The sequence below is a fragment of the Microbacterium sp. OR21 genome (assembly GCF_047306785.1).
Lineage (GTDB): Bacteria > Actinomycetota > Actinomycetes > Actinomycetales > Microbacteriaceae > Microbacterium > Microbacterium esteraromaticum_E.
On the sequence record NZ_JAZEXJ010000002.1, the window covers coordinates 580,966 to 603,684 of the forward strand.

Sequence of the window (22,719 nt, forward strand, 5' to 3'; positions counted from 1 at the left end):
CATTGGAGAGATCATGAAGTTCCGTACCCTCACCCTCAGCGCCGGCCTCCTCGCCGGAGCGCTCGTCCTCACCGGTTGCAGTGGCACCGCCGGCGGCGGTTCCACCATGGAAGGCATGGACCACGACAGCATGCCGACCGCCACCGCCGAAGCGAGCGAGGCGACGTTCAACGACGCCGACGTGTCCTTCGCGATGGGCATGGCGATGCACCATGAGCAGGCCATCGAGATGTCCGACATGCTGCTGTCTAAGGACGGCGTCGATCCCGACGTCGCGGCTCTCGCCGAGGAGATCAAGGCCGCCCAGGCGCCCGAGATCGAGACCATGAACCAGTGGCTGGAGTCCTGGGGGCAGGACCCCGAGATGGAAGGTATGGACCACGGCGGCGGGATGATGTCCGAGGAGGACATGACCGCCCTCGAAGAGGCCGACGGTGGACCGGCGTCGACGCTGTTCCTCGAGCAGATGATCGTCCACCACGAAGGTGCCATTGACATGGCCCAGACGCAGCTCGAGGACGGACAGAACCCTGACGCCCTCGCCCTGGCGAAGAAGATCATCGACGACCAGGCCGCCGAGATCACGCAGATGGAGGACATGCTCGCACAGCAGTGAGTCCGTCCCTCACACCGGTGGCCGCCCGGGGAGGGTGGCCACCGGTCGATCCCGTCTGACGTTTCTTGGAGTGTGGGCGCGGGCGGCGGGCGATCTCGTCAGCGCTGCGAAGGCCCACCAGTGGCAGGCGTCGCCGAGCCGCTTGTTGCGAACCTTCCGGGCTTCCACATAGTGCGAGCGTCCGGACGCACGGGTAACAGGTGCTGTTCCGGCCGAATGCTCTCAAGCCGGCGGCCGTGGTGAACCGATCGAGGTCGTCACCGATCTCGGCGAGGACTCGGGCTGCGAGCACAGCACCGATCCCGGGCGCGGACTGCAGGATCGGCGCGAGAGGCTGGCGTGCCAGCTCCGTCGTGAGCGCCTGCTCTAGCTCCTCGACAGCCTCGCGCATCGGGTCGACGATCTTCAGCAAGCCGGTGACCGCGATGCCGAGCGCAGTCTCGACGGGTTCGCTTTGCCGTAGCGCCGGTGCTCTGAGATCCGCGCGCACCTCCCTGACCAGGAATGGGTCGTTGCCGCGACCGACGCCGTGGAAGATCGCCTCGATTCGACCGTATGTCAGCCGTAGCGCCCCAGCAGGGGTCGGCGCGGTAACCAGCACTGCTGTTGCCGCGTAGTGCTGCAGCTTCGGGAACGCTTTGGCCGCCAGCCGATAGAACGCCAGCAACACGGAGCGCAGATTGCTCACCGTCTGGTGCAATCCCCAGATCGCTTCCTGGTGCTGCCTGGCCGGTGCCTTCACGCGCAACACACCGTTACTGTTTGCCGCAACGGGCGGTGCAGGTGCAGATCCGTGCGCAGCAGGTGCGCGAGCGCGATCGCGTCTGCAGGATCGGGCTTCTGACCGGCCAGACCATGCCGTTCTCGATACCTGGCGAGGGCGGGCGGATTGGTCGGATAGACGGTGAACCCAGCGCTTGCCAGCGCGACAACTCGGGGCAGCCGCCGTATTCAGCAATCAGCCCGAGCAACCAGCTGAAGCTGCCTGCATCGGCGGTCGGCCGCCGTTTCGTGATCACCTTCCCCTCGGCGTGAACGAGCGCGACGTCGTGATGGTTCTCCGCCCAGTCAATCCCGCTTGTCACCTCGGCTTGTTCCATGTGCTCAACTCCGTCCTGGTCGAGAGCATCGAGATGCGTGTCGGCGACCTAGTGGAAGCGCTCAGCGCCGCGGCATTTCACAAGCCGTTCACTATCTCGCGGGCCGGCAGGGTTACTGTCTACGTTCAGCCCTCACCGGTCAGCAGAATCTGAAGAAGCGATCGCCTGATGGCTGCTCGCCGCTCACATTGCCCGACTCGGGTCGGTGAAATCTCAGTGACCCCTGCCAGGCCCACTCGATTGCCAAGCTGTAGCGCCTCGACTATCCCATTGGGTGAAGTCGGTCACCCAGATGTGATCCGGCCGCGGCGCGGTGCAGTTCCGATTAAGCACGTCTCCGGCTCGCACGCCGTACTTGGCCGAGATCCTCGTGCGGCTCGCCTGGCGCGGGTGATCCTGGCCAGGCCGAGCGCGCGCATGGCACGCCCGACCGCACCGCGCGAGGCGTCCGCGATTGCGGTGCGGCGGATCAGCGCGGTCATCTTCTTGCGCCCGTACAGGCCTTCCGGGGTCATCTTGCGTCGCACCACGCCAGCGGCGTCGATGATCTCGGTCCAAGCCGCGTCACGGATGGCATCGACGACCCTCGCATCGCAGACCATCCGGGAAGCGATGCGGGGGATCCTCCAGGCCCCGGAAGGTGCGTGCGGCGATCTTCACGCCCTGCTCTGGCAGGACCCGCACGACCGACTCGACCGTCGATGCAGCACTACCAGGGTGTGATTTGGACCTTTAGGGCCTCGCGCGCCTGTAGTCGAAGGCGCCGTCCTTACGCTGCGATCCGAGCAAGTGATAGAGGACCCCGTCGTGATCAATGACGGGCTTGGGCTGGCCATCCCGTTGCAGAGGACAGACGACAGATTCGCCTGTGTGCTCCATGGCATCGTCGTGCAGAACCGCAAGATAGGTTTCGATCGACATACAGGCAACGCTACGCGGCCCACGGCCCAGATACCTCAGGACATCGACGTATGCCGTCAATCGCGGAGAGCCCAGCAGCGACCGCAGGGTCCTGGCGCAGGCTAACCAATCTCCTCTTCCAGCTCCCGGCGACTCTGACGAGTGGGACGGAACATATGGAGATCGACAAGGACAGGTAGGGTGGGCGACCACCGGGATCGTTCATCACGTCAGGGATGTCGGCCGTCACCGCGGCGAGATTGCCGATGAACCAGTTCCCGTACGCGAGGAAGTCCGTCACGTGACCTCGACCGAATCCCGGAGGCGGAATCAGCCGGTGGCGCACATTCACAATCGCGCCACCAAGGACGAATGCGATTCCCATCGCCCACCACATGGTCCGGGAGCGCCGTCCGGCGACGAAGAGTGCAGCCGTGGCCCCGACCCAAGCACGGTGAGGATCCAGATGAACTCCCGCAAGAGCCCGTGTGTTTCAGATCCTGCGACGACGCATGTTACGCGTGAGTGGTGTGTTCGTCCGGATGAGACTTCGGCTCGATCTGAAATGTGGAGTGCTCGACAGCGACCGGGAAGTGCTCCGCCACGCATTCTTGAAGGGATCTCAGCAAGCGAGCCGAGTCCTCTTGAGTGAGCTGGTCGTCCACGACGACGTGCGCGCTCAGGACCGGCAGATCGGTGGACACTTGCGACGCGTGCAGATCGTGGACGTCGACGACATGCGGCAGTTCACGCAAATGGCGACGGACCTCTTCGAGGTCGAGTCCAGGAGGAGTCGATTCCAGCAGGACGCTGCCGGACGCACGCAGCAGGATGAGGGTGCGCGGGATGATCAACAGCGCGATGAGGATGCCGGCCACAGCGTCCGCCCGGTACCAGCCGACTGTCGCGATCAGTATGGCGCTGACGATAACGCCTACGGACCCGAGCGCGTCGTTGACGACTTCGAGGAACGCCGCGCGCATGTTGAGGTTCGATGTGCGCCCCCCCATGAGAACGAAAAGCGATGCCACGTTGGCGAGCAGACCCACGATACCGAAGAACAGGAGACTGCCCGATGAGATCTCGGGAGGTTCGAACAGACGCCTGACGCCCTCGACGAGAGCGAAGATGCCCACACCGAGGAGAAGGGCGGCCTGGGCGAGGGCGCCAAGCACCTCCGACCGCCGCAAACCCCAGGTGTACCTGGCGCTGGGCTGCCGGTCCATCAGATGAGCCGCTGTGAGGGCGAGGGCAAGGCCGATCACGTCGGTCAGCATATGGGCGGCATCGACCAGTAGTGCGAGACTGCCGGTGATGATCGCGCCCACCACCTCTGTAACGAAGACCGTTGTCGTGATCGAGAAAGCGATGATCAGGCGACGCCGCGGGGTGCTCGCCGCCGGGGCGTGGGTGTGATCTGCTCCCATGTGTTTCTCCTTAAATACAGGGGCGACTGAGGATCTGACGTGCGATCGACGTCGCGTCTTGGGTGACGCCGGCTAGCGAGTCGGCTCCTGGGCGGCTGTAGCGGGGGATGCCCGCGCCGAACCGACCCGGAACGGCAGTCGCGCCTCGCCGACGATGGGCTGCGTGCTCTCGCGCACAGGCTCGGGGAGCAAGGTGTCCCCGAGAAGATACCCCGTGGCGAAGATCAACGATTGGGGCGTGATCCGTGCGCCGTCTTGTGGCTGCGATACCGAAGACTAGGAGCGGCAACAGTCCGAAACTGGTAATGAGCCGCATTATCAATAGGGGGCGGTTCGGCCTCGCGGGACGAGGATACCGAAACCGCGGCTGCACGTTCGGATTGTAACCCGCCCGCATATCTGGTGCCTTTGATTTGCCAGACCGTGCGCGAGGCGTAGCGGCAGCGGATTCCAGCCCCGCACCGACGCACGCATCAGCCATACGAGAATCGTGACCAGCGTTGCCACGATGATGGGTAGATTTCCACGTTCATGTCGCCGTCCTCCGGTCGCTCTGGACCGCCACCTAAATCAAGGTCATTCAGCGTGCCGTGTATAGTCATTGTGAGCTGACTATTACTTCCCGTCTTGATGTGATGAACCGACTGGGTAGGGCGATGGCCGACCCCACGCGCTCCAGAATTCTGCTGTCGCTGCTGGATGCTCCCGGTTATCCGGCTGAGCTCGCACGTGATCTCGAACTAAGCCGCACGAACGTGTCGAACCATCTCACCTGCCTTCGGGGCTGTGGGCTGGTGATCGCGACACCGGAGGGCCGTCGCACGCGGTACGAGATCTCGGATCCACACCTGACCCTGGGCCTGCGGCACCTCCTCGACGCCGTTGTCGCGGTCGATGAAGGCGTGCCGTGCGTGGACGAGAAGTGCGAGTGCTGCGCATGAGCGCGGAGTGCTGCGGCGCCGATGAGCCGAGTAAGACAGGCACCGTCCAGCGCATCGAGTTGTCGCGACCGCGCGCGGCGGGAGACGCCTGTTGTGGCCCCGATGTTGCATTGGTCGCACCGGCCGTGGCAACTCGTGATGAGGGCGATGCGTGCTGCGGTCCCGCACTGACGTCAGCTGCGGAACCCGATGAACACGAGGTGCGCCCGCCGTGGTGGCGTGACCTCGCCCTGCTGCCGTCGGCGCTGTCCGGGGTGTTCTTGCTCGCCGGGTTCGCGCTCGAATGGACGGGCCTGGAGGCTCCCGCACTGGTACTGCAGTGGGCCGCCCTGCTGGGCGGCGCGTACACGTTCGTTCCCGGCACGATCCGCCGACTGATCCGCGGCCGGCTCGGTGTCGGCCTGCTGATGACGATCGCCGCGGTCGGCGCTGTCCTGCTCGGGCACATCGGGGAGGCCGCGACCCTGGCGTTCCTGTTCTCCCTGGCCGAGGCGCTGGAGGACCGGGCAATGGACCGCGCGAAGGAGGGCCTGCGCGCACTGCTGTCCCTGATCCCGGACATGGTTCGTGTCTCGCGGCTCAGCGGCGACATCACGATCCCGGCTGCCGACGTACGCGAGCTCGACATCCTCGTCGTCGGAGCGGGCGAGCGAGTGGCGACCGACGGCGTCGTCGTCGAGGGACGGTCCAGCGTCGACACCTCGGCGATCACCGGGGAGTCCATACCAGTCGAGGTCGGACCGGGCGACGCGGTCGCGGCAGGTACGGTGAACGGGTCGGCGACGCTGCGGATCGAGGCGACCGCAGATGGTCGCGACAACTCCCTCACGCAGATCGTCTCGCTCGTCGAGCAGGCCCACGCCCGCAAGGGCGACCGAGCGCGCCTGGCGGATCGGATCGCACGCCCTCTGGTTCCCATCGTCCTGATCGCCGCAGCGCTCGTCGCCCTGTTCGGTTTCGTCGTCGGTGACCCGTGGACCTGGATCGAGCGGGCACTGGTCGTCCTGGTCGCGGCATCCCCCTGCGCACTGGCGATCGCGGTGCCGGTCACGGTGATCAGCGCTATCGGTTCCGCGTCGAAGTTCGGCGTGGTGATCAAGTCGGGTGAGGCGTTCGAACAGCTCGGCACCATCCGCGCCGTCGCCTTCGACAAGACCGGAACCCTGACCCGCAACGAACCAGCCGTGGTCGACCTCCGACCCGCCGACGGGATCAGTCGCGACGACCTGCTCGCCTGGGCTGCCGCACTCGAGGCCACCAGCACGCACCCCTTGGCCGCCGCGATCACCGCCGCATCCGCGAAGTCCTTGCCTGCGGTCGACGTCGTCGAAGAAGCCGGCCACGGCATCGCCGGGCGCGTCGACGGCAAGCTCATCCGCGTCGGGAACGTGCGCTGGCTTCCCCCGGCCGCACTCAGCGGTGCTTCCGACAGGATGGCGGCGGAGGGCATGACCGTGGTCGTCGTCGAAGCCGACGGCGTGGTCGCCGGGCTCGTCGGCATCCGCGACGAGCTGCGACCGGAGTCGGCCGAGACCGTGCGGATGCTGCACAGTCAGAGCATCGGGACCACCATGATTACCGGAGACAACGAACGCACCGCCCGCGCCATCGCCGCACAAGCTGGCATCGAGGACGTGCGGGCTGAGCAGCTGCCCGCCGACAAGGCCCGCGTCATCGAGACGCTGACCGCCGTTCGACCGACGGCGATGGTGGGGGACGGCATCAATGACGCCCCGGCTCTCGCGACCGCCACGGTCGGGATCGCCATGGGGCTGAAGGGCTCGGCGGCCGCCATCGAGTCCGCCGACGTCGCCTTCACCGGCCACGACCTCCGCCTCCTCCCCGGCGCGCTCGCTCACGCCCGCCGTGGCCGGCGCATAATGACTGCGAACATCGCCGTGGCACTCGCGATCATCATCGTGCTGTTCCCGCTGGCGCTGTTCGGCGTTCTCGGTCTCGCAGGCGTCGTCCTGGTGCACGAGATCGCCGAGGTCATCGTCATCCTCAACGGCGTCCGTGCAGCGCGACGCCCTGCGACTCTCCGGGAACTCGTGCCGGCAATCGAGCCTGCACACGTCTGATCAACTACATCGTGCGACGCTTCCCGCTGCCCGGACACTTCAACTCCATGACAGATCGCGCCCTCGATCGCGGTATCGACGGTGCAACCGGGGCAGGCGGCTCGCACGCTGTCCATCGGACCGCGCACGCGAGCCGCCTTCTCCTCCCATGCCGGCTCCTATGCCGCCGCGTCGAGCAGGATCGTGATCGCGTCATCGTCGGGGCAGGACGACATCCGCGCTTCACCGCTCTCCGTCGTGAACGTGAGCCTTGTGCATCCTTCGTTGTCGGGGTCGACCTCGACGACGCCAATCGTCGCCAGCAAGGTACCGCCGTTCACGCCGACGAGAATCGTCATGCCGGGATCGAGTTCGCTGGCCGCGAGCTCGAAGCTCTGCAATCCGTCGTCGCGCTGCTCCGCCCGCTCTTCGGTCAGCTCCGAAACCGACACCGCGGCAGGTGGCCATCTCGAAGGTCTTCGGGTCGAGCTTGTCGGGCGCTGTGTCATAGTCCTGCTGCGTTGCCGGACCGTTCGTGGTCCGGCGCTAGTTCTCATCCCGCGCGCGGGAGAGGGTAGCGAGGTAATCGTTGTAGGCGTCGAGCTCGGCATCCTCGGCCTTCTGGCGTTGCTTCGCGGTGCGCGCGTCGCGGGCGCGCCAGCGGGAGAGGCAGACGATGAGCACCACAAACAGCGGGAGTTCCGCGTAGGTCCAAACTAAGGAGCCGGCGATTGCCTGATCGAGGGCGGGATCATGCCTAGTAGTGGCTGTGTTGTATGCGCTGAACAGCAATGTGCTGGTGCGGAGCAGAACGAGGCCGAAGATGGCGTGGATCTGGATCTCGACGGCGATGTCGATGAATCGTGCGGCGAAGGAGGGGGCGCGTGGTAGTGGGTCGGAGGACCACAGCGGTGTCGCTGAGACGATACCGAGGACGAGGATGACGAAGAGTAGGGCGTCGTGGCCGAAGGGGATGCGCATGATGGCGCTGATGGCGTCTGTGAGGTAGAGGGTGGGATACAGCAGCATCGCGGTGACGATGGCAACCACGGGGTGCAGCGCGGCCCGCCAGAACCGTGAGCGGAGCCCCCCGTGCGCGGCGCAGAGGATGAGGCGTCCGAGGCCGGTGTGGGGTGTGCTGCGTAGGAGCAGCCGTCCCGGTGACCCGGCGATCAGGAGGGGCGGGACGACGGTCAGCAGGGTGATCTGCTGGAACACCAGGGCTGCGATGGACTCCGTCGCGAGGCGGTTCACGCCGAACGTCGTGACGGCGAAGATCAGGACGCACCCGATCAGGAACGATGCCGTGCGGGCGATCGCCCAGCGGCAGCCGTGACGCCACATCCAGATTGCGCCGCGCAGGTACAGCGCCGCGAGCAGCAGGGCGGCGATGGCGACAGGCGAGCCCGCGAGGGGCTCGAACGCGACCCACTGGTCGATCGGCGGCATGGCGGATTTCCTTTCATCGAGGCGATCATGCGTCGGCGGCTCCGGCCGTGGTGGTGGCGCGGGCGGAGCGCGGGGTCAGGTGAGGCCGGAGTAGGAGTGCAGGCCGGGGAAGTACACGTTGACGATCGTGAAGTTGAACAGCACGGCGGCGAATCCGATGATGCACAGCCAGGCCGAGCGGTTGCCGCGCCAGCCGCGGGTGGCGCGGGCGTGGATGTAGCCGGCATAGAGCACCCAGATCACGAAGGTCCAGACCTCCTTGGTGTCGAAGCCCCAGTAGCGTCCCCAGGAGTCGTTGGCCCAGATCGCTCCGGCGATCAGGGTGAACGTCCAGAACATGAAGCCGACGATCACGAACCGGTGGGCGAGGGTCTCGAGGACTTCGCCGGCGGGCAGCGTGCGCAGGAACCCGCCGCGGCGCCCTGCGGCGGGCGAGGTGCTCGTGCGGCGTTCACGGCGGGATTGCAGCAGTTGTGTGATGGAGAGGCCACAGGCGAGGGCGAACAGGGCGGTGGCGAGGGAGGCGACGAAGACGTGGATGACGAGCCAGATGCTCTTGAGCGGATCCATCAGCGAGACGACTTCGACGTAGAAGCTAAGTGTGGCGCCGCCCAGCAGCAGGACGATGATGCCCACCAGGAACGCGCCGAGGAAGCGCAGGTCGTACCAGCGGAGGGCGAGGAGGTAGACGGCGACGATCAGGACCGTCCCGGTGAGAGCGAATTCGTACATGTTCGCCCATGGCACCCGCTCTGCGGCGATGCCGCGGGCGATGGTTCCGCCGGACTGGAAGAGGAACGCGAGCGCGGTGAGCGCGGTGCCGATCCTCGCCCACAGCAGCCGGGGACGCTGCGAGGGTGGGGCATGGATGTCGTCCGGCTGCGGCTGGTCGGGCGGGGTCGGAGCGCTCGGAGAGGGCTGGTCGGCGGCGCCGATGAGGACCGGTGCGCGCTGCTGTTCCCGAGCCGGGGCGGGGCGTGCGGAACGCTGTGCGAGGTCCACGGTGTAGGCGACGAACGCCAGCGCGTAGGTCGCGATGGCCGTCCACACCAGCAGCAGTGAGAGGCCATCGAGGGAGGGCGTTTCTGTTCCGGGCATGTTGAGCTCCTTCATACGGACGAGCGGTTGCGGATGCGGTGGAGGATCCCGAATGCGATCAGGGCTCCGAGGGCGCCGAGCGGGATCAGCGCGCTGATCCCGGGGCCGAGGATCGTGGCGGGCGTGAGACCGGTGCGCAGCGGGACGATGGTGATCGCCGCAGCGGCGGTGTCGACGGGGATGCTGTCGATGGTCGCGCCGTCGGGGGCGATCACCTGGCTGGTACCGGTCGTGGAGACGTTGACGACGGCGCGGCCGGTCTCGATCGCGCGCATGCGGGCGAAGGCGAGCTGCTGCAAGTTCTCGGCGGTGCCGCGGAAGTCGGCGTTGTTGGTCTGGAAGACGTATAGCTGTGCGCCCTCTCGCGCGCCGTCCCAGATCACCTGGTCGTAGATCACGTCGAAGCAGATCGCCAGCCCGATCCCGACATCGTCGACGGTTACCAGGGGCGGGAGGGTGCCCGGGGTGTACTCGCGCTGGATCAGCCCGACCAGGTCGGGGACGATCTTCTCGTACAGCCAGCGATCCGGCACGTACTCCCCGAACGGGACGGGATTGATCTTGTCGTGCCGCTGGCGTTCGTCGGGCTGCGGGGTCCAGAGCAGGGACGAGTTGAAGACGTCCGCTCCTCGTGCGGTCGCGGCGTTCATCAGCAGCGGAGCGTCGGCTTGGCGGACGATGCGGTCGAGCGTGGCGGCGGTGGCGGGGTCGGCGAGTGGATCGGAGTCCACTCCCCCTTCCGGCCAGGCCAGCAGATCCATCGGCTGTCCGAGCAGCGGAGCGGTCGCCTCCGCCTGTGCGGCGAGCACGTCACCGCGTTCTCGGGTGTCGAAGTAGGCCGCCGGGCCGTTGCCTTGCACCCACCCGACCTCGAGTGTGCCGGTGGGCGAGGTGGGGAACTGGGGGACGAGGAGTAGGAGAGCCAGTACGGACAGGGCGGGGACGCCGCCACGCAGGAACCGTAGCCCGCCGGCGCGTGCCCATTGTACGACGCCGGCGCACATCGTCACGAAGAGGAAGGAGAGTCCCGTCACGCCCGTCCAGGATGCGACCTCGGACAGCGGGCCGTCGACGAGCGTCATTCCGATGCGTGCCCAGGGGAACCCGGAGTACGGCCACGAGCCGAGAACGACCTCTCTGCCCGCCCAGAGGCCGGCCACCAGGAGGGGAACCGCGACCAGCTGCGCCGCGCCCCGATGCGGGAACCGCGCCGTCCACCGATAGGCGAGCGTGATCAGGACAGCGCCAATGCTGAACAGGATCGTCTCAAGGCCGGCAAGGGCAATCCACGGCAGGGGGCCGAGGAACTCCCCCACCCAGATCAGGTGAGTGAAGAAGAACACTCCCCCGAAAGCGGCACCGACCAGCAGGGCCCCGCCGATGCTCCGGCCGACGAGGGTGCTCAGCGCCAGGGTCACGCTGAGCAGCGCCAGCGGCCACCATCCGACCGGCGGCGAGGCGAGACTCAAAGCGAGTCCTCCGATCATCGCGGCCGGGACCCCCGCCCACAGCGGAAGCCCGCTCGGCGGGGAGGACGCCCCGCCGGCGGGCGCGGCGACGGCCGGGGCTGACGTCAAGGTCGGGTGCATCGGTCAGGTGTCCTTCTTGCGGAGGGCATCGAGGTAGGCGTTGTAGGCGTCGAGCTCGGGATCACCGTGCACGTCGGCATATCTGTCGGCTTTGGCGGCCCGGAGGGTGTCATCACGGAACCATCGGTGCATGACGTAGAGGAGCATCACTACGGTGGGGCCTTCTCCGTAGGACCAGGCCAGGGCACCGGCGAGCCACTGATCGTCCAGCGGATCGATGCCTAGCGCCGTCGTGGGACCGGCGAAGGTCTCGACGAACAGCGTCGGGCTCATCATCAAGAACACGCCGAAGAACACGTGCAGGGCTGCTTCGGCGAACAGGTCCATCGCACGGCCGGGGTACGTCATCCGCACCGGGAGCGGGTCGTTGGACAGGATCGGGATGGTGAACAGAACGCCGGCTGCCAGGAAGGCGACCTCGAGCAGCGGATGCCCGCCAGGGGTCTGCAGGATCGGGTCGACGAGACCTCCGAGGTAAAGGCCATAGAACGACATCAGGAACAGCGGCATCGCGATCCAGGGGCTCAGCGCCCACCGTGCGATGCGGCTGCGCAGCCCGGCCAGGGCGAGGCGGAGGATCACTCGCCCGAGGCCGCGATGCGGGGTGGCGCGCAGCAGCAGTGTGCCCGGGGAGCCGAGCACGAGCAGCGGCGGGATGGCCATCATCAGGGTGAGCTGCTGGAACATGAAGACCGAGAACAGCAGGTACCGGTACCCTTCGACCGCCAGGCCGGTCATGGCCACCAGGACAATACATCCGAGGAGGAAGCACACCGTGCGGGTGACCGACCATCGGCGTCGCTGCCGCCAGAGCCGGATGGCGCCGGCCAGGTATAACACGGCCATGAGCAGACTGAGCATCGGCAGCACCGGGACCGGCGGCAGCATCGGCGTGAGAAACGCCTCTAGCGTCGGCGGTGTGTCGGGAATCGAGTCGTTCATGGCGTGTCATCGGTCGGCGAGGTTCAGAAGTCGAAGAGGTCCCCGAGGAACCCCTCGCGTCGTCTCTTGCCGCCGCGGTCATGCCGGGAGCGGCGGTGCTCGTCTTCGGGGTAGTCAGGGGCCTGGTAGCCGGATGAGCGGTCGATGATCTTGTCGAGCTCGCCGCGGTCCAGCCACACGCCGCGGCATTGGGGGCAGTAGTCGATCTCGACGCCGGAGCGGTCGGTGACCAGGAGCGTCGTACCGTCAACGGGGCATTTCATCGGTTCTTTCCTTCTCTGGGGATGAGTCGGAAGCGCCGGTGAGCGCCTCCGTGTGGGTGTCGGCGATGTCGACGACGGCTTTGCGGAGGGTGGGGTCTTCGCCGCGGGCCAGTCCGGCGTACTCGAGGCGGACGCCGTCCTCGGTGGGGTGGGCTTTGACCCAGACGCGGCGACGGGGCACGAAGAGCCCGGCGAAGAGGCCGAGCATCGCGAGGATCGAGAAGGCCAGCACCCATCCGGCGGTCGGGTCGCGCTGGATCTGCAATGACGCGAATCGCTTGACTGGATCCTCGGGCGACGCGATCTCCCAGGTGACGGTGCCCCACCCGTTCGGCAGGTCTGCGGTCTCCCCCGGTGTCAGTTCGATGGAGTCGACTCCGGTCTTGCCGCCGGTGTGCTGGGTGAGGCCGTCGGTTTCGAGGGTGTACACCGATCGCGGGGTGCCGTCGTCGATGCCGAGGTCGCCGCTGTACACGTTGAAGGTGAGCAGCGGGTTGACGACGTCGCCGTAGATGGAGGTGTAGGCGCCGGAGTCCAGCACACCCGCGGTGGGGTAGAAGAATCCGACCAGGCCGACCTGCTCGGGCAGCCCGTCGGGAATCTTGATGATCCCGAGGGAGGTCATGTTCGAGTCCTGCGGGAGGAACGGCTGCGACTCGGTGTACACGAGATCACCGGCCGCGTCGCGCACGGTGATCGTGGGAGCGTAGCCATTGCCGAGCAGGTGGATGCGGTCGCCCGTGACAGAGATGGGATAGTTCACGATCACGCTCTCGGTCCGCTCCTGCTCACCGGGGACGCGCACGGTGACGTCGGCGGAGAAGTCTCCCGCCTGCCCGGCCCCCGGTGTGCCAGGCCGCTGATACGTGACCTGGAATTCGTCGAGGGTGAGCGAATACGGAGCGAGACCGGTGCCGTCGATGAATCGGCCGGCGTCGAACGAGGAGTAGTCGCTGAGCGCGTTGACGAAGGTGGTGCCCTCAACGACGACGCGCTGGCCCGTGTAGGAGAACGCTCCTCCCAGGCCCACCGAGACGAGCACGCCGATCAGCGCGGTGTGGAAGACGAGGTTGCCGGTCTCGCGCAGGTATCCGCGTTCGGCGGATACGGAGAGCCATCCGCGGCCGTCGTAGCGGTGCACCCGGTAGCCCGCGCGGCGCAGCTGCCGCTCGGCGACCTCGATGGCCTCTCGCGCCTGGCTCGCGGGATCGGCGGCCGGGACGGTGCGCTCCTCGTAGTCATCGAGCCGGGACAGTCGCACCGGCGTGCGGGGCGGCTGGGATCGCAGGGCCTTGTAGTGGTGCTTCGTGCGCGGGGTGACACATCCGATCAGGGAGGCGAACAGCAGCAGGTAGATCGCGGAGAACCACGGCGACTGGTATACATCGAACAGCCCGATGGCATCCACGATCGGATAGGCCTCGGGGTTGTCACGCTGCCACTGGATCACCCCGTTGGGGTCGGCGCTGCGCTGCGGGAACAGTGATCCTGGCACGGCGGCGATCGCCAGCAGGAGCAGCAGCAGCAGAGCGGTTCGCATGCTGGTCAGCTGACGCCACGCCCATCTCGCCCATCCCATGACCCCCAGCGCTGGTTGGGCGATGACGGAACCGTCGCCGTCGGCGTGGTCGTCGGGCCGCAGGGGGTCGACGGGTGCATCGGTGGTGGTCTCAGAGCGGGAGGGGGACATTGATCACCACCTGCTGGAGGGCGGACATCAGCGCAGTCCACAGCCCGGTCACCATCAGGATGCCGAGGAGGACGAGAACTCCCCCGCCGACGATGTTCAGGGTACGGATGTGGCGGCGCAGGAACGCGATCGACCGGGACGCCCACCCCCAGCCGAGGGCGAGCACGAGGAAAGGCAGGCCGAGCCCGAGCGAGTAAGCCAGGCCCAGCAGGCCTGCACGGGTCGGGTCGCCGAGGTTCCACGAGACCGACAAGATCGCCGCGAGCGTCGGGCCGATACACGGCGTCCACCCGACGCCGAGCGCGAACCCGAGCAGCGGCGCACCGAGCAGCCCAGCACGGGACTGCATACGCGGGCGGAGCGAGCGCTGGGCGACGCCGAAGAACCCGATGAACACCAGGCCGAGGATGATCACCACGACGCCGAACACACGCGTCAGGACGTTCGCGTACTGCAGCAGCAATAACCCGAACGTCCCGCCCAGGATCGTCACGGTGACGAACACGACAGTGAACCCGGCGATGAACAGCGTCACCCCTAGCAGCAGCCGCGTGCGCTCCGCCGTCGCAGTGGGGGTCGATGCGCCCCCGACCGCGGTGACGCTCGAGGCGCCGCCCAGATACCCAAGGTAGCCGGGAACCAGCGGCAGCACGCACGGGGAGACGAAGGAGATCAGACCCGCCAGGACCGCTATCAGGATCGCGACCCACAGCGCCCCGTCAGCGACGAGCTCACCGGGGCTCACGGCGACTCCTCGAGGGCGTCGCGAACGAGCGTCGACAGGATGGATGCGCTCTGCAGCTGCCCGATGATGCGCGCGGCGACCCGCCCCTCCCGGTCGACCACGAGTGTCGTCGGGGTCGCCTGGATCGGGGTGACCTGTGCGAACGCCAGCTTGACCTTGCCATCGTTGACGTCGATCACGCTGGGGTAGGTGACGTTGTTGTCCCGGGCGAAAGAGAGCGCCGTGGCGGGCTGGTCGTAGGTGTTCACTCCGAGGAACGACACGCTCTGATCCTGGTACTCCTGCCACACCTCCTCGAGCAGCGGCGCCTCGACGATGCACGGTCCGCAGGCGGCGTACCAGAAGTTCACCACCAGCACCTCGCCCCGGTAGTCGTCGCTGGAGACCGTCGCGCCGGTCTCGGTGGCACCTTCGAAGACCACCGGGTCGCCCCGCTCCCCTGCCGCGATCTCCACGACGCGGAAGTCTCCGGCGATGTACCCCTTCTCGTCCCCCTCCTGGTACTGCTGCGCCAGGGAGTCGTTCGCGGAGCACCCCGTCAGGGCGATGACGCCCAGGAGCACCGCGGCGACTGCGGCGATCGTCCGGCGGATCATGTGCGACGCACCTTGATCAGTGCCCCCGCGATCAGGAAGACGATGGCCGCGGCCGGCTGCGCCGCCGCCCAGACCGGGCCCGTGAATGGGAAGGGCACGACCGGGTTCCACAGCACCAGGACCGCGACGAATACCGGGATCCACCACCATTGGCGCGCCTGCCCAGCAAACCAGGCCACGATCGCCGCGAAGATCGCAGTGACGAATAGCACCACCTGGAACAGGCCGGCACCGGTCCACAGCGGAGCGGTGAAGAGGACCGCTGCGGCGAGCAGTCCCGGTGCGAGTGCATTGCGCTGGAACGTGGACGGCGCGTGTTGTTTCGCGTTCATGCGGTACCTGCTTCCACTCGCGCCGAAGGAGCCAGGTCGCCCTTGCGCCGCCGGGTCCAAGTGATGCCGAGAAGGAGGATGACGCCGATGCCGAGCGCGACATCTGCGAGGTTCCCGATGAACAGGGTCCCGTAGGCGAGGAAGTCGGTGACGTGCCCGACCCCGAAGCCGGGCGGTGAGAACAACCGATCGATCAGGTTCCCAAGCGCGCCGCCCAGCATGAACCCGAACGCCACCGCGAGCCCTGCCGTCCGTGCACGGAGCGCGGCGATGATCAGCCAGACCACCGCGCCCGCTCCGACCAGGGTGAGCACACCAGTGAATCCAGACCCGAGGGAGAAGATCGCACCCGGATTGAACGCGAGTTGGAGGCCGAACAGATCGCCCAGGAGCGGGATACGCACCTCCTCGCTCAGCGTGACGAGAGCGGCCGCCTTCGTGGCCTGATCGATCATCACGATCCCTGCCGCCACAATGGCGGCGACCGCGAGGTGTCTAAGCCGGTTAGGACTCATCGGCATTCTCCTTCTTCTGCTGCGCCGCCCGGTCTCGACGGCGCCGATCACGACCTGCCATGAACATCAAGAGTGCTGCGCTACCCAGGAGGGCCGCTCCCCCAGCGACGACCAGGACGGGGAGTGCATCGAGGTCCGTGCTCGCTTGGCTGTGGATGTCGCCGTAGCCGGACTCGGCAGTCGGCGTCGGGGTCGGCGTGCTCTCCTCCGATGGGGAGGGGCGGCTCATGGACGTGGGGCTGCTCGTCGGCGGCGCGCCCGTCGTCTCCACCGTGAACGTGTACTCGTCGCTGATCGGGTGTCCGTCGCTGGACACCACCCGCCACCTCACCGTGACCTCTCCGACGACCAGCTGGTCGGACAGGTTCTGCGTGACCGTCGCCTCGGAGATCTCGGGAGCGTCGTCGACGAGGTTTCTGCCGTCTTCTGTGATGACCTCGATCGCCGTGGCGCCCTCGAGCCTCTGCAGCTCGCCCGTGAAGGTGAGGGAGATCTCCGCCGGGGCGTCAGATACTGTCGCGGATGCCTCGGGGTAGGCGGAGAGCAACTCGTCGTGAGCAGCGGCGGGACTCGCCGTGCCGAGAACGGCGCCGCCGATGACCAGCAGAGCAGACAGGCTGGCGGACGCGGTGAAGCCACGGCGCCGCTTGCTCGACGTTCGAGAGGTCGAGAGCCTTCGGCGGTGGATGGATTTCATGAGTTCTGCTTTCTTCAGGGGCGTTGGACGATGTGGCCGGCGATGGTCGTGGCATCCCGCCAGACCCCTGCGATGGTGTCGGAGCCCCTGCCGCCGTACTGCGGGATCCCGGCGACGAATAAGCCCGGTATCCCGGTCATGGCCCGCTGGGGAGGATCGATCTGGGCGCTGTCCGGTAGCCAGTCGTCCCCGGGAACGAATCCGGTGGCGAGGATCACGGAGCTCGGCGTCGCCACTGTTCCGTCGAGGAAGGTGACAGCGCTCTTCGCGGCCCTTGCCACTGCGGGGCAGATCCTGACGCCAGCGTCACGCAGTTGTTCGTAACTGTCCCCGAACACCGGCTCCGGTCGCGATCCTCGAGCAAGGAGTTGCCGGCGCGGGTAGCGTATCGCCGGCTGGTGCCGACGAGCCGTGCGGACAGCCAGGGTCACGGCATGCGAGGGCGCGAGTTCACGGGCCAGCTGCACACCGCTGTTTCCGCCGCCGACGATGAGCACATCGTTCGTGGAAATCTGCCGCGGATACAGGTACTCGCTACTGTGCAGCACAACTCCGGGCACTTGAAGTTCCGCTGCCCACACCGGCATGCGCGGATGCGCGGCGGCGCCGGTCGCACACACGACGTTTCGGGTCTGCACCTCGCCATCCGTGGTCGACAAGTGCAGGACCGAGCCGGACCCGCGCCGCTCCACACCTGTCGCGCGCACACCCCAGATGGTCTTCACTCCGAGATCGCCTTCGACGTAGCTGAGGTAATCGATCATCTCGTCGACCCGCGGCCGACGGCGTTGATCACCCAGGAAGGGCAGGCTCGGCAGAGCGCTGTGACGGGCGTCGCTGAGAAGCACCATCGAATGCCACCGGGAAGCCCAGCTGCGCAGGCCTGGCGCGGCCCCGTCGATCACGACGAAGTCCTGCTGGGGATGCAGTCCTTTCGCGACCAGTGCGGCCGCCACTGCGAGGCCGGCCTGACCGCTGCCGACAATGATCACTCGTTTATGCGACAGGCCTGCCCGCATCACTCGTCACCGTTCACCGCTGCTTCGATGGCGTTCTCGAGGTCGTCCAGCTGCTGCAGTTGGAGCTGCTCGCCCTCGAGGAAGAACGTCGGCGTGCTGTTGACGCCGAGCTCCTGTCCCGCATTGAAGTCGAGCTTGACCCGTTCGAGCGTGGCCGGATCCGCGATGGCGGTATCGTAGGCAGCCATATCCAGGCCGATCTCCTCGGCGAAGCCGCGGAAGAGATCAGCGCGGGATTCTCGAGCCTCGCCCCACTCCGCCTGCGTCTCGAACAACCGGTTGTACATCTCCTCCAACCGATCCTGCTGGGCGGCGGCCTCTGCGGCGAGAGCCGCGTTCGTCGAGTTGAAATGGCCCGGGAGCGGGAAGTAGCGCACCACGTAGGTGATCTCCCCGGCGTACTTCTCGCGAAGATCCTCCACGATCGGGTAGAACATCCCGCAGGCCTCGCACTCGAAATCGAGGAACTCCACGACCTCGACCGCACCCTCCCCGCCGTCGTCGAGGATGTGCGAGCTGGCATCGACGACAGCCGGGGGCTCGGCTGTCTGGCCCTCCCGCGCCGCGGGTGACGGGGTGGACGAATCTTGGTTGTTGATCATCACGTAGATGATCGCTCCCACCACGAGAACGATAACGAGTGCTGCAGTGATCAGGATCGGACGCGCGCTGCGGCTCGCGGCGCGCGTCTTTCCAGAAGGGTTCATCAAGTACTCCAAACAGGATCAATGGCATGGAACAGGCCCCGGGCGGGTACCCGGGTGCGTAGCGCCGTCCGCACGAGACGGCATGCCGAAGGTCAGGTTCGGGAAAGACCCAGCTGTGTCAGCGACAGTGCTCCAGTCGGAGCAGCGATGAGGCGGACCGGGACGAGCGAGAGGGCCGCCCAGCGAGGGGCGAGATATACGACTCCCCGCCGCCGCGAAAGCATCCGGGCGAAGATCACGAGGACGAGTCCGCACAACACACCGAGGGCGCACAGAGCCGCCCCGACAAGGATCCCCGTTGACTCGTCATCAGCGGAGCCCGCCAGGTGCTCGTCGATGGTGCTGCCGCCCTCCCCCACGGTGACGTGGGGATCGACGAGTGCGTTCACCAGCAGGGGTGAGGTCCAAGTGCCTTCGCTCTCGGAGTGCGATGCACCGGCGGCACTCAGTATCAGAAGCAGAGCCAGCACAAGCGCTGTAATGATCCTCGTTATCAACAACCGCTGGCTCAGTATTTCTAAGCGCTGCGTCCGAGCCGAGGAGATCATCTCTACAAGGGTAGAGCGCGGACCTTTGAGCCTCCTCTATGGAGATGGAGCCCGGTCTTTAAGCAGATGCTGTGAAGATGCATCTCGATTTGACCTGAGCAATTCAGACTATCTACCGTTACAGATCGGTAACGATCGGGTCTGCGATCGAAATGAGCATTCTGCTCCACCGGAAGGACCACCATCATTTCAGTGCTACCCGAACGCGAAACCGAGAACGCGTCGACGGACTCTGGCTCCCTTAATCGCCCCCTTCTTCGTCGCGATCTCCGTCGCCAAGGCGAGCCGCCGTCGCACGATGCCACCGCGCCCTCACAAACCTCCGTCATCCCGCCGCACATACCTGAATCCCACGTTCCGGTAACGTCTGCGATACCGCCCCACCGTCCACGCGACCGGAGCCCGTGGGGTCGTGCGAAGACGCTCGGAGCCGCCCTCGCCGTCAGCGTAATGATCACCGGCGCCGCCCTTCCAGGAGCATCCGACGCGGAACCGCAGCCGGTTCAGGCCACGGTGACCGTTGATGGTCAGTCCTACACGGCGGAAGAAGACGTCCGGGCGGAGGTACTCTTCCGCGGGGACTATTCCGCAACCACGGAGGAGGAGATCGCCGCGTCACGCGCGCAGGCGCTCACAGCCGCCGTCGCATCCGGCCTTCCCCTCTCGACAGCTGTGAACCTGCCAACAGCTCAACAGGTTCTCATGCCGTTGGCCTCCGACACCTACTCCCTCAGCGACGGGTTCGGCGCCTCGCGGCCGGGTCGCTCGCACATGGGCCAAGACCTCGCGGCATCAGTCGGTACGCCCATCTATGCGGCTGTCGCAGGCTGCGTGTCGCTCTCAACCGAGAGAAACAGCGGCTACGGCGTGAGCATCCGGGTCGAAAGCCTGCTCGACGGAAAGACGGTCAGCACCCTCTACTCACATCTGAACAACGGAACCCGCGCGGTGAAAGTCGGCGACTGCGTTACTTCCGGTCAGTACCTCGGCGACGTCGGCTCCACCGGCTACATCTTCGGATCCTGTCTGCACTTCGAAGTTCACATCAACGGCCGCCCCATCGACCCCCGGCCCTGGTTGAGCAAGAACGTGGATTGAAGCCACCTCAGTCGCTGTACGCTGTAGGTCCCGACGGAGTGATCACCGACCACTGCCCGCCTATCAGGTAGCTGCCCGCCGTCCACGAACCGGCAGACATCTCCCCAGGCGGTGCGGAACCTTGGGACCCAGTGAACTCGACGATTCGGAGCGACGCGTGCTGCATCGTCGTAATGGAGGGGCCGGAAACCGCAGAAATTGGCATCACGCCACGTGGCTTCTGGCCGGCGACGAGGAAGAATGAAGGGTGCGCCTCGAACGCGTGAAGTGCTTAGATCTCGCCGATCTCCTTGCCTCTGCCGCAGCTCTCGGTGATCCGCTCGCATTCAGACAACTATGCGGAGAAGGATCCAAAGTCGTGGCGCGGCACGCGGCTCGTGCCTCTGTCACCGAGGGCTCTCGAGATCTTCGAGGAACACGCAGCCGGTAAGCGCGCCGATGACTATCTGTTCACCAATCGCCGTGGCGGGCAACTCCGGGTCGGCGTCGTGCGCAAGTTCCCCATCGGCTTTCGTCGCCACGCACTCCGACACTACGCCGCGTCAACCTGGCTCCGTCTTGGCACTCCTGTCCACGAGGTAGCCGAGTACCTCGGCGATGATCCGCGCACAGTTCTGAAGATCTACGCGCACATTCTCGGCGAGGGACAACGCCGCGACTTCATCAATAGGCTCGCCGCCGCCGAGGCGACTCAGAAAAAGCCCGGACACTCCACGGACACTAGAGCCCAGAAGCCTGATCAGATTCAGACGCCTTCGAATCAGGCGAGCCGAGAAATAGGCTTCTGATCAGGAGCTTTTGGCGGAGACGGAGGGATTTGAACCCTCGGTCCCCTTGCGAGGACTCCACCTTAGCAGGGTGGTGCACTAGGCCTGACTATGCGACGTCTCCAGGCATCCGACTTCGACCGGATGCGCCTTGCAAGCATACCCGTTCTCCGGGGCAGTCACGAATCAGCCCCGGACGTTGCCGTTCGAGCAGGTCTGCACGGCGGCGGAGTTGCCCTTGATGGAGTCGGGCAGCGCCACGACGTCGTCGGGGGTCGGCGCGGGGGTCCCGGATGCCGTCGGCGCAGGCGCGGCCGGCGTCTCGGGCTCCTGCACGACGACGCCCTCGTTCGCGGTGTTCTGGTGCGTGATCTGCAGCTGCTTGTTCGCCTTGATGGCGTCCCACAGCACGGTCGCGGCGCTCTCGTCGGGGACGACCTTGTTCGCGTCGTACGGGTCTTCCGCGGTGGGGTACTGCACGAACACGATGTCCTCGAACGGCACGCTCTTGACCGCGAGGGCGATCTGCACGATCTTCATCGGATCGGCCAGCGTCTTCGACGCCTCGAGGTTGTTCAGGCCCGTGTCGGCCAGCTTGAGCATGACCGGCACGTTGCCGAGCACCTCGCCGCTGATCATCTTGCGGGCGAGGCTCGACATGTACTGCTGCTGGTTGCCGATGCGCCCGAGGTCCGACCCGTCGCCCACGCCGTGACGCGTGCGCAGGAACTGCAGCGCCTGCACGCCCTGGATAGTGTGCGTGCCGGCCTTCATGTCGAGGCCGGTGTACCGGTCCTTGATGGGGTTCGCCAGGCACACCTCGACGCCGCCGATGGCATCCGTGATCTCGATCACGCCGCCGAAGGTGACCTTCGCGGCGAACTCGATGTCCTCGCCGGTGAGCTGCGAGATGGTCTTGGCCACGCAGTTGAGGCCGCCCTTCTCACCGCCGTGCTCGTAGGCGACGTTCAGGGCCTGCTTGCGCATCGCCGGCTTCGTGTTGCCGTCGATGTCGGTGCACTCGGGAATGGGCAGCATCAGGTCTCGGGGGAAGCTCACGGCGGTGACCCGACGCGGCTCTGCCGACACGTGCACGAGCAGGTTGACGTCGTTGAGGGTTCCGCCGGCATCCCGGCCGGTGCATCGCTCGCCGAACAGGTGCTTGTACTTCTCCTCGCACGTATCCACCCCGGTGAGCAGGATGTCGAATCCGCCCGGGTACGCGCCGATGTCGGGCGGCAGCTCCTTCGTGCCCTCGAGCTCGACTGCGTTCGCGTTGACGGTCGAGGTGAATCCGCCCACGACGTATCCGGCGACGCCGATGCCGCTGATCAGAACGACGGCGAGCGCGACGCCGAGCAGCTTGAGCAGCTGCCCGACCGCGCTCGGCGAGCGGAGCTGACCATGGCGCGCCACGGGCTGGCGTCGTTTGACGGACGTGCTCACTCGGGGGCCTTTCGACAGGAAGCGGAGGGTGTGGGATTCGAACCCACGGGACATTGCTGCCCACTGGTTTTCAAGACCAGGTCCATCGGCCGCTCGGACAACCCTCCCGACGCCGGTTCGCACCGGACGGTCAGGCGTCGAGTCTATCGGCTTCGGGCGGAGCCCATCGGACGA

General features: G+C 66.5%; 25 protein-coding genes, 2 tRNA genes and 1 pseudogene. 5 read left to right on the top strand and 23 right to left on the bottom strand.

Annotation, left to right across the window (positions count from 1 at the left end; translation table 11 throughout):
• Window positions 1-13: 13 nt before the first annotated feature.
• The gene (locus V2S04_RS07300; protein WP_413637835.1) at window positions 14-616 is read left to right on the top strand and encodes a DUF305 domain-containing protein; all 603 of its coding nucleotides are present in this window, start codon (window positions 14-16) and stop codon (window positions 614-616) included.
• On the opposite strand, the gene V2S04_RS07305 is transcribed toward V2S04_RS07300, so the two are convergent.
• From V2S04_RS07305 to V2S04_RS07325, 5 genes and pseudogenes are all read right to left on the bottom strand, one after another.
• Window positions 582-1,367 (bottom strand): transposase, encoded by a 786-nt coding sequence (locus V2S04_RS07305; RefSeq protein WP_413637836.1) that lies wholly within the window; start codon window positions 1,365-1,367, stop codon window positions 582-584. The two genes, V2S04_RS07300 and V2S04_RS07305, sit on opposite strands and share 35 nt — an antisense overlap.
• Entirely contained in the window at window positions 1,355-1,567 is a 213-nt protein-coding gene (locus V2S04_RS07310) for an IS110 family transposase (RefSeq protein ID WP_413638120.1), read from the bottom strand. The genes V2S04_RS07305 and V2S04_RS07310 overlap by 13 nt, the downstream gene beginning before the upstream one ends.
• A gap of 422 nt (window positions 1,568-1,989) precedes the next feature.
• Window positions 1,990-2,427 (bottom strand): annotated as a pseudogene (locus V2S04_RS07315) (IS3 family transposase); the annotation flags it as partial.
• A 220-nt stretch (window positions 2,428-2,647) separates the two neighbouring features.
• Complete coding sequence (locus tag V2S04_RS07320; protein ID WP_413637838.1) at window positions 2,648-3,013, bottom strand: hypothetical protein; 366 nt, start codon at window positions 3,011-3,013, stop codon at window positions 2,648-2,650.
• Between the two features lie 118 nt (window positions 3,014-3,131).
• Entirely contained in the window at window positions 3,132-4,043 is a 912-nt protein-coding gene (locus V2S04_RS07325) for a cation diffusion facilitator family transporter (RefSeq protein ID WP_413637839.1), read from the bottom strand.
• Between the two features lie 608 nt (window positions 4,044-4,651).
• Here V2S04_RS07325 and cmtR point away from each other — a divergent pair.
• Together cmtR and V2S04_RS07335 are read left to right on the top strand one after the other, a co-directional pair.
• Window positions 4,652-4,984, top strand: coding sequence for a Cd(II)/Pb(II)-sensing metalloregulatory transcriptional regulator CmtR (gene cmtR, locus V2S04_RS07330; RefSeq protein ID WP_413638121.1), 333 nt, complete (start codon window positions 4,652-4,654; stop codon window positions 4,982-4,984).
• Window positions 4,985-5,184: 200 nt separating this feature from the next.
• Window positions 5,185-7,065 carry a heavy metal translocating P-type ATPase gene (locus V2S04_RS07335; RefSeq protein ID WP_413637840.1) on the top strand — a complete coding sequence of 627 codons (1,881 nt, stop codon included), beginning with the start codon at window positions 5,185-5,187 and terminating at the stop codon, window positions 7,063-7,065.
• A gap of 158 nt (window positions 7,066-7,223) precedes the next feature.
• Here the strand turns inward: V2S04_RS07335 and V2S04_RS07340 are convergent, their stop codons facing one another.
• The 15 genes from V2S04_RS07340 to V2S04_RS07410 form a co-directional block, all read right to left on the bottom strand.
• Window positions 7,224-7,496, bottom strand: coding sequence for a hypothetical protein (locus V2S04_RS07340; RefSeq protein WP_413637841.1), 273 nt, complete (start codon window positions 7,494-7,496; stop codon window positions 7,224-7,226).
• Window positions 7,497-7,590: 94 nt separating this feature from the next.
• Window positions 7,591-8,493, bottom strand: coding sequence for a cytochrome c oxidase assembly protein (locus tag V2S04_RS07345; RefSeq protein ID WP_413637842.1), 903 nt, complete (start codon window positions 8,491-8,493; stop codon window positions 7,591-7,593).
• Window positions 8,494-8,568: 75 nt separating this feature from the next.
• On the bottom strand, window positions 8,569-9,591 hold the full coding sequence (gene ccsB, locus V2S04_RS07350) for a c-type cytochrome biogenesis protein CcsB (protein WP_413637843.1): 1,023 nt from the start codon (window positions 9,589-9,591) through the stop codon (window positions 8,569-8,571).
• Window positions 9,592-9,602: 11 nt separating this feature from the next.
• Complete coding sequence (lnt, locus tag V2S04_RS07355) at window positions 9,603-11,180, bottom strand: apolipoprotein N-acyltransferase (RefSeq protein WP_413637844.1); 1,578 nt, start codon at window positions 11,178-11,180, stop codon at window positions 9,603-9,605.
• 3 nt (window positions 11,181-11,183) lie between these two features.
• Window positions 11,184-12,122: a cytochrome c oxidase assembly protein gene (locus V2S04_RS07360; RefSeq protein ID WP_413637845.1), complete on the bottom strand. Its 939-nt coding sequence runs from the start codon at window positions 12,120-12,122 to the stop codon at window positions 11,184-11,186.
• A gap of 23 nt (window positions 12,123-12,145) precedes the next feature.
• Complete coding sequence (locus V2S04_RS07365; RefSeq protein ID WP_413637846.1) at window positions 12,146-12,385, bottom strand: zf-TFIIB domain-containing protein; 240 nt, start codon at window positions 12,383-12,385, stop codon at window positions 12,146-12,148.
• The gene (locus V2S04_RS07370) at window positions 12,369-14,075 is read right to left on the bottom strand and encodes a cytochrome c biogenesis protein ResB (protein WP_413637847.1); all 1,707 of its coding nucleotides are present in this window, start codon (window positions 14,073-14,075) and stop codon (window positions 12,369-12,371) included. The genes V2S04_RS07365 and V2S04_RS07370 overlap by 17 nt, the downstream gene beginning before the upstream one ends.
• Entirely contained in the window at window positions 14,056-14,820 is a 765-nt protein-coding gene (locus V2S04_RS07375) for a cytochrome c biogenesis CcdA family protein (RefSeq protein ID WP_413637849.1), read from the bottom strand. The genes V2S04_RS07370 and V2S04_RS07375 overlap by 20 nt, the downstream gene beginning before the upstream one ends.
• Window positions 14,817-15,416, bottom strand: coding sequence for a TlpA family protein disulfide reductase (locus V2S04_RS07380; protein ID WP_413637850.1), 600 nt, complete (start codon window positions 15,414-15,416; stop codon window positions 14,817-14,819). The genes V2S04_RS07375 and V2S04_RS07380 overlap by 4 nt, the downstream gene beginning before the upstream one ends.
• The gene (locus tag V2S04_RS07385; RefSeq protein WP_413637851.1) at window positions 15,413-15,748 is read right to left on the bottom strand and encodes a DUF6804 family protein; all 336 of its coding nucleotides are present in this window, start codon (window positions 15,746-15,748) and stop codon (window positions 15,413-15,415) included. The genes V2S04_RS07380 and V2S04_RS07385 overlap by 4 nt, the downstream gene beginning before the upstream one ends.
• On the bottom strand, window positions 15,745-16,269 hold the full coding sequence (locus tag V2S04_RS07390; RefSeq protein ID WP_413637852.1) for a signal peptidase II: 525 nt from the start codon (window positions 16,267-16,269) through the stop codon (window positions 15,745-15,747). Before V2S04_RS07390 ends, V2S04_RS07385 begins: the two co-directional genes overlap by 4 nt.
• Complete coding sequence (locus V2S04_RS07395) at window positions 16,253-16,960, bottom strand: copper resistance protein CopC (protein WP_413637853.1); 708 nt, start codon at window positions 16,958-16,960, stop codon at window positions 16,253-16,255. Before V2S04_RS07395 ends, V2S04_RS07390 begins: the two co-directional genes overlap by 17 nt.
• A 14-nt stretch (window positions 16,961-16,974) precedes the next feature.
• Window positions 16,975-17,952: an NAD(P)-binding domain-containing protein gene (locus V2S04_RS07400; RefSeq protein WP_413637854.1), complete on the bottom strand. Its 978-nt coding sequence runs from the start codon at window positions 17,950-17,952 to the stop codon at window positions 16,975-16,977.
• Between the two features lie 26 nt (window positions 17,953-17,978).
• The gene (locus V2S04_RS07405) at window positions 17,979-18,686 is read right to left on the bottom strand and encodes a DsbA family protein (protein WP_413637856.1); all 708 of its coding nucleotides are present in this window, start codon (window positions 18,684-18,686) and stop codon (window positions 17,979-17,981) included.
• Window positions 18,687-18,778: 92 nt separating this feature from the next.
• Entirely contained in the window at window positions 18,779-19,234 is a 456-nt protein-coding gene (locus V2S04_RS07410) for a hypothetical protein (protein ID WP_413637858.1), read from the bottom strand.
• Between the two features lie 450 nt (window positions 19,235-19,684).
• Here V2S04_RS07410 and V2S04_RS07415 point away from each other — a divergent pair, with 450 nt between their 5' ends.
• Entirely contained in the window at window positions 19,685-20,332 is a 648-nt protein-coding gene (locus V2S04_RS07415; protein WP_413637860.1) for a M23 family metallopeptidase, read from the top strand.
• A gap of 290 nt (window positions 20,333-20,622) precedes the next feature.
• Window positions 20,623-21,120 (top strand): hypothetical protein, encoded by a 498-nt coding sequence (locus V2S04_RS07420; protein WP_413637861.1) that lies wholly within the window; start codon window positions 20,623-20,625, stop codon window positions 21,118-21,120.
• An 11-nt stretch (window positions 21,121-21,131) separates the two neighbouring features.
• Here V2S04_RS07420 and V2S04_RS07425 read toward each other — a convergent pair.
• From V2S04_RS07425 to V2S04_RS07435, 3 genes are all read right to left on the bottom strand, one after another.
• Window positions 21,132-21,223 (bottom strand) — tRNA-Ser (locus tag V2S04_RS07425).
• Between the two features lie 62 nt (window positions 21,224-21,285).
• A complete protein-coding gene (locus V2S04_RS07430; protein WP_413637862.1) occupies window positions 21,286-22,545 on the bottom strand; it encodes an LCP family protein in 1,260 nt (419 codons plus the stop codon).
• 22 nt (window positions 22,546-22,567) lie between these two features.
• Window positions 22,568-22,652: transfer RNA gene (locus V2S04_RS07435), tRNA-Ser, on the bottom strand.
• Window positions 22,653-22,719: the final 67 nt, after the last annotated feature.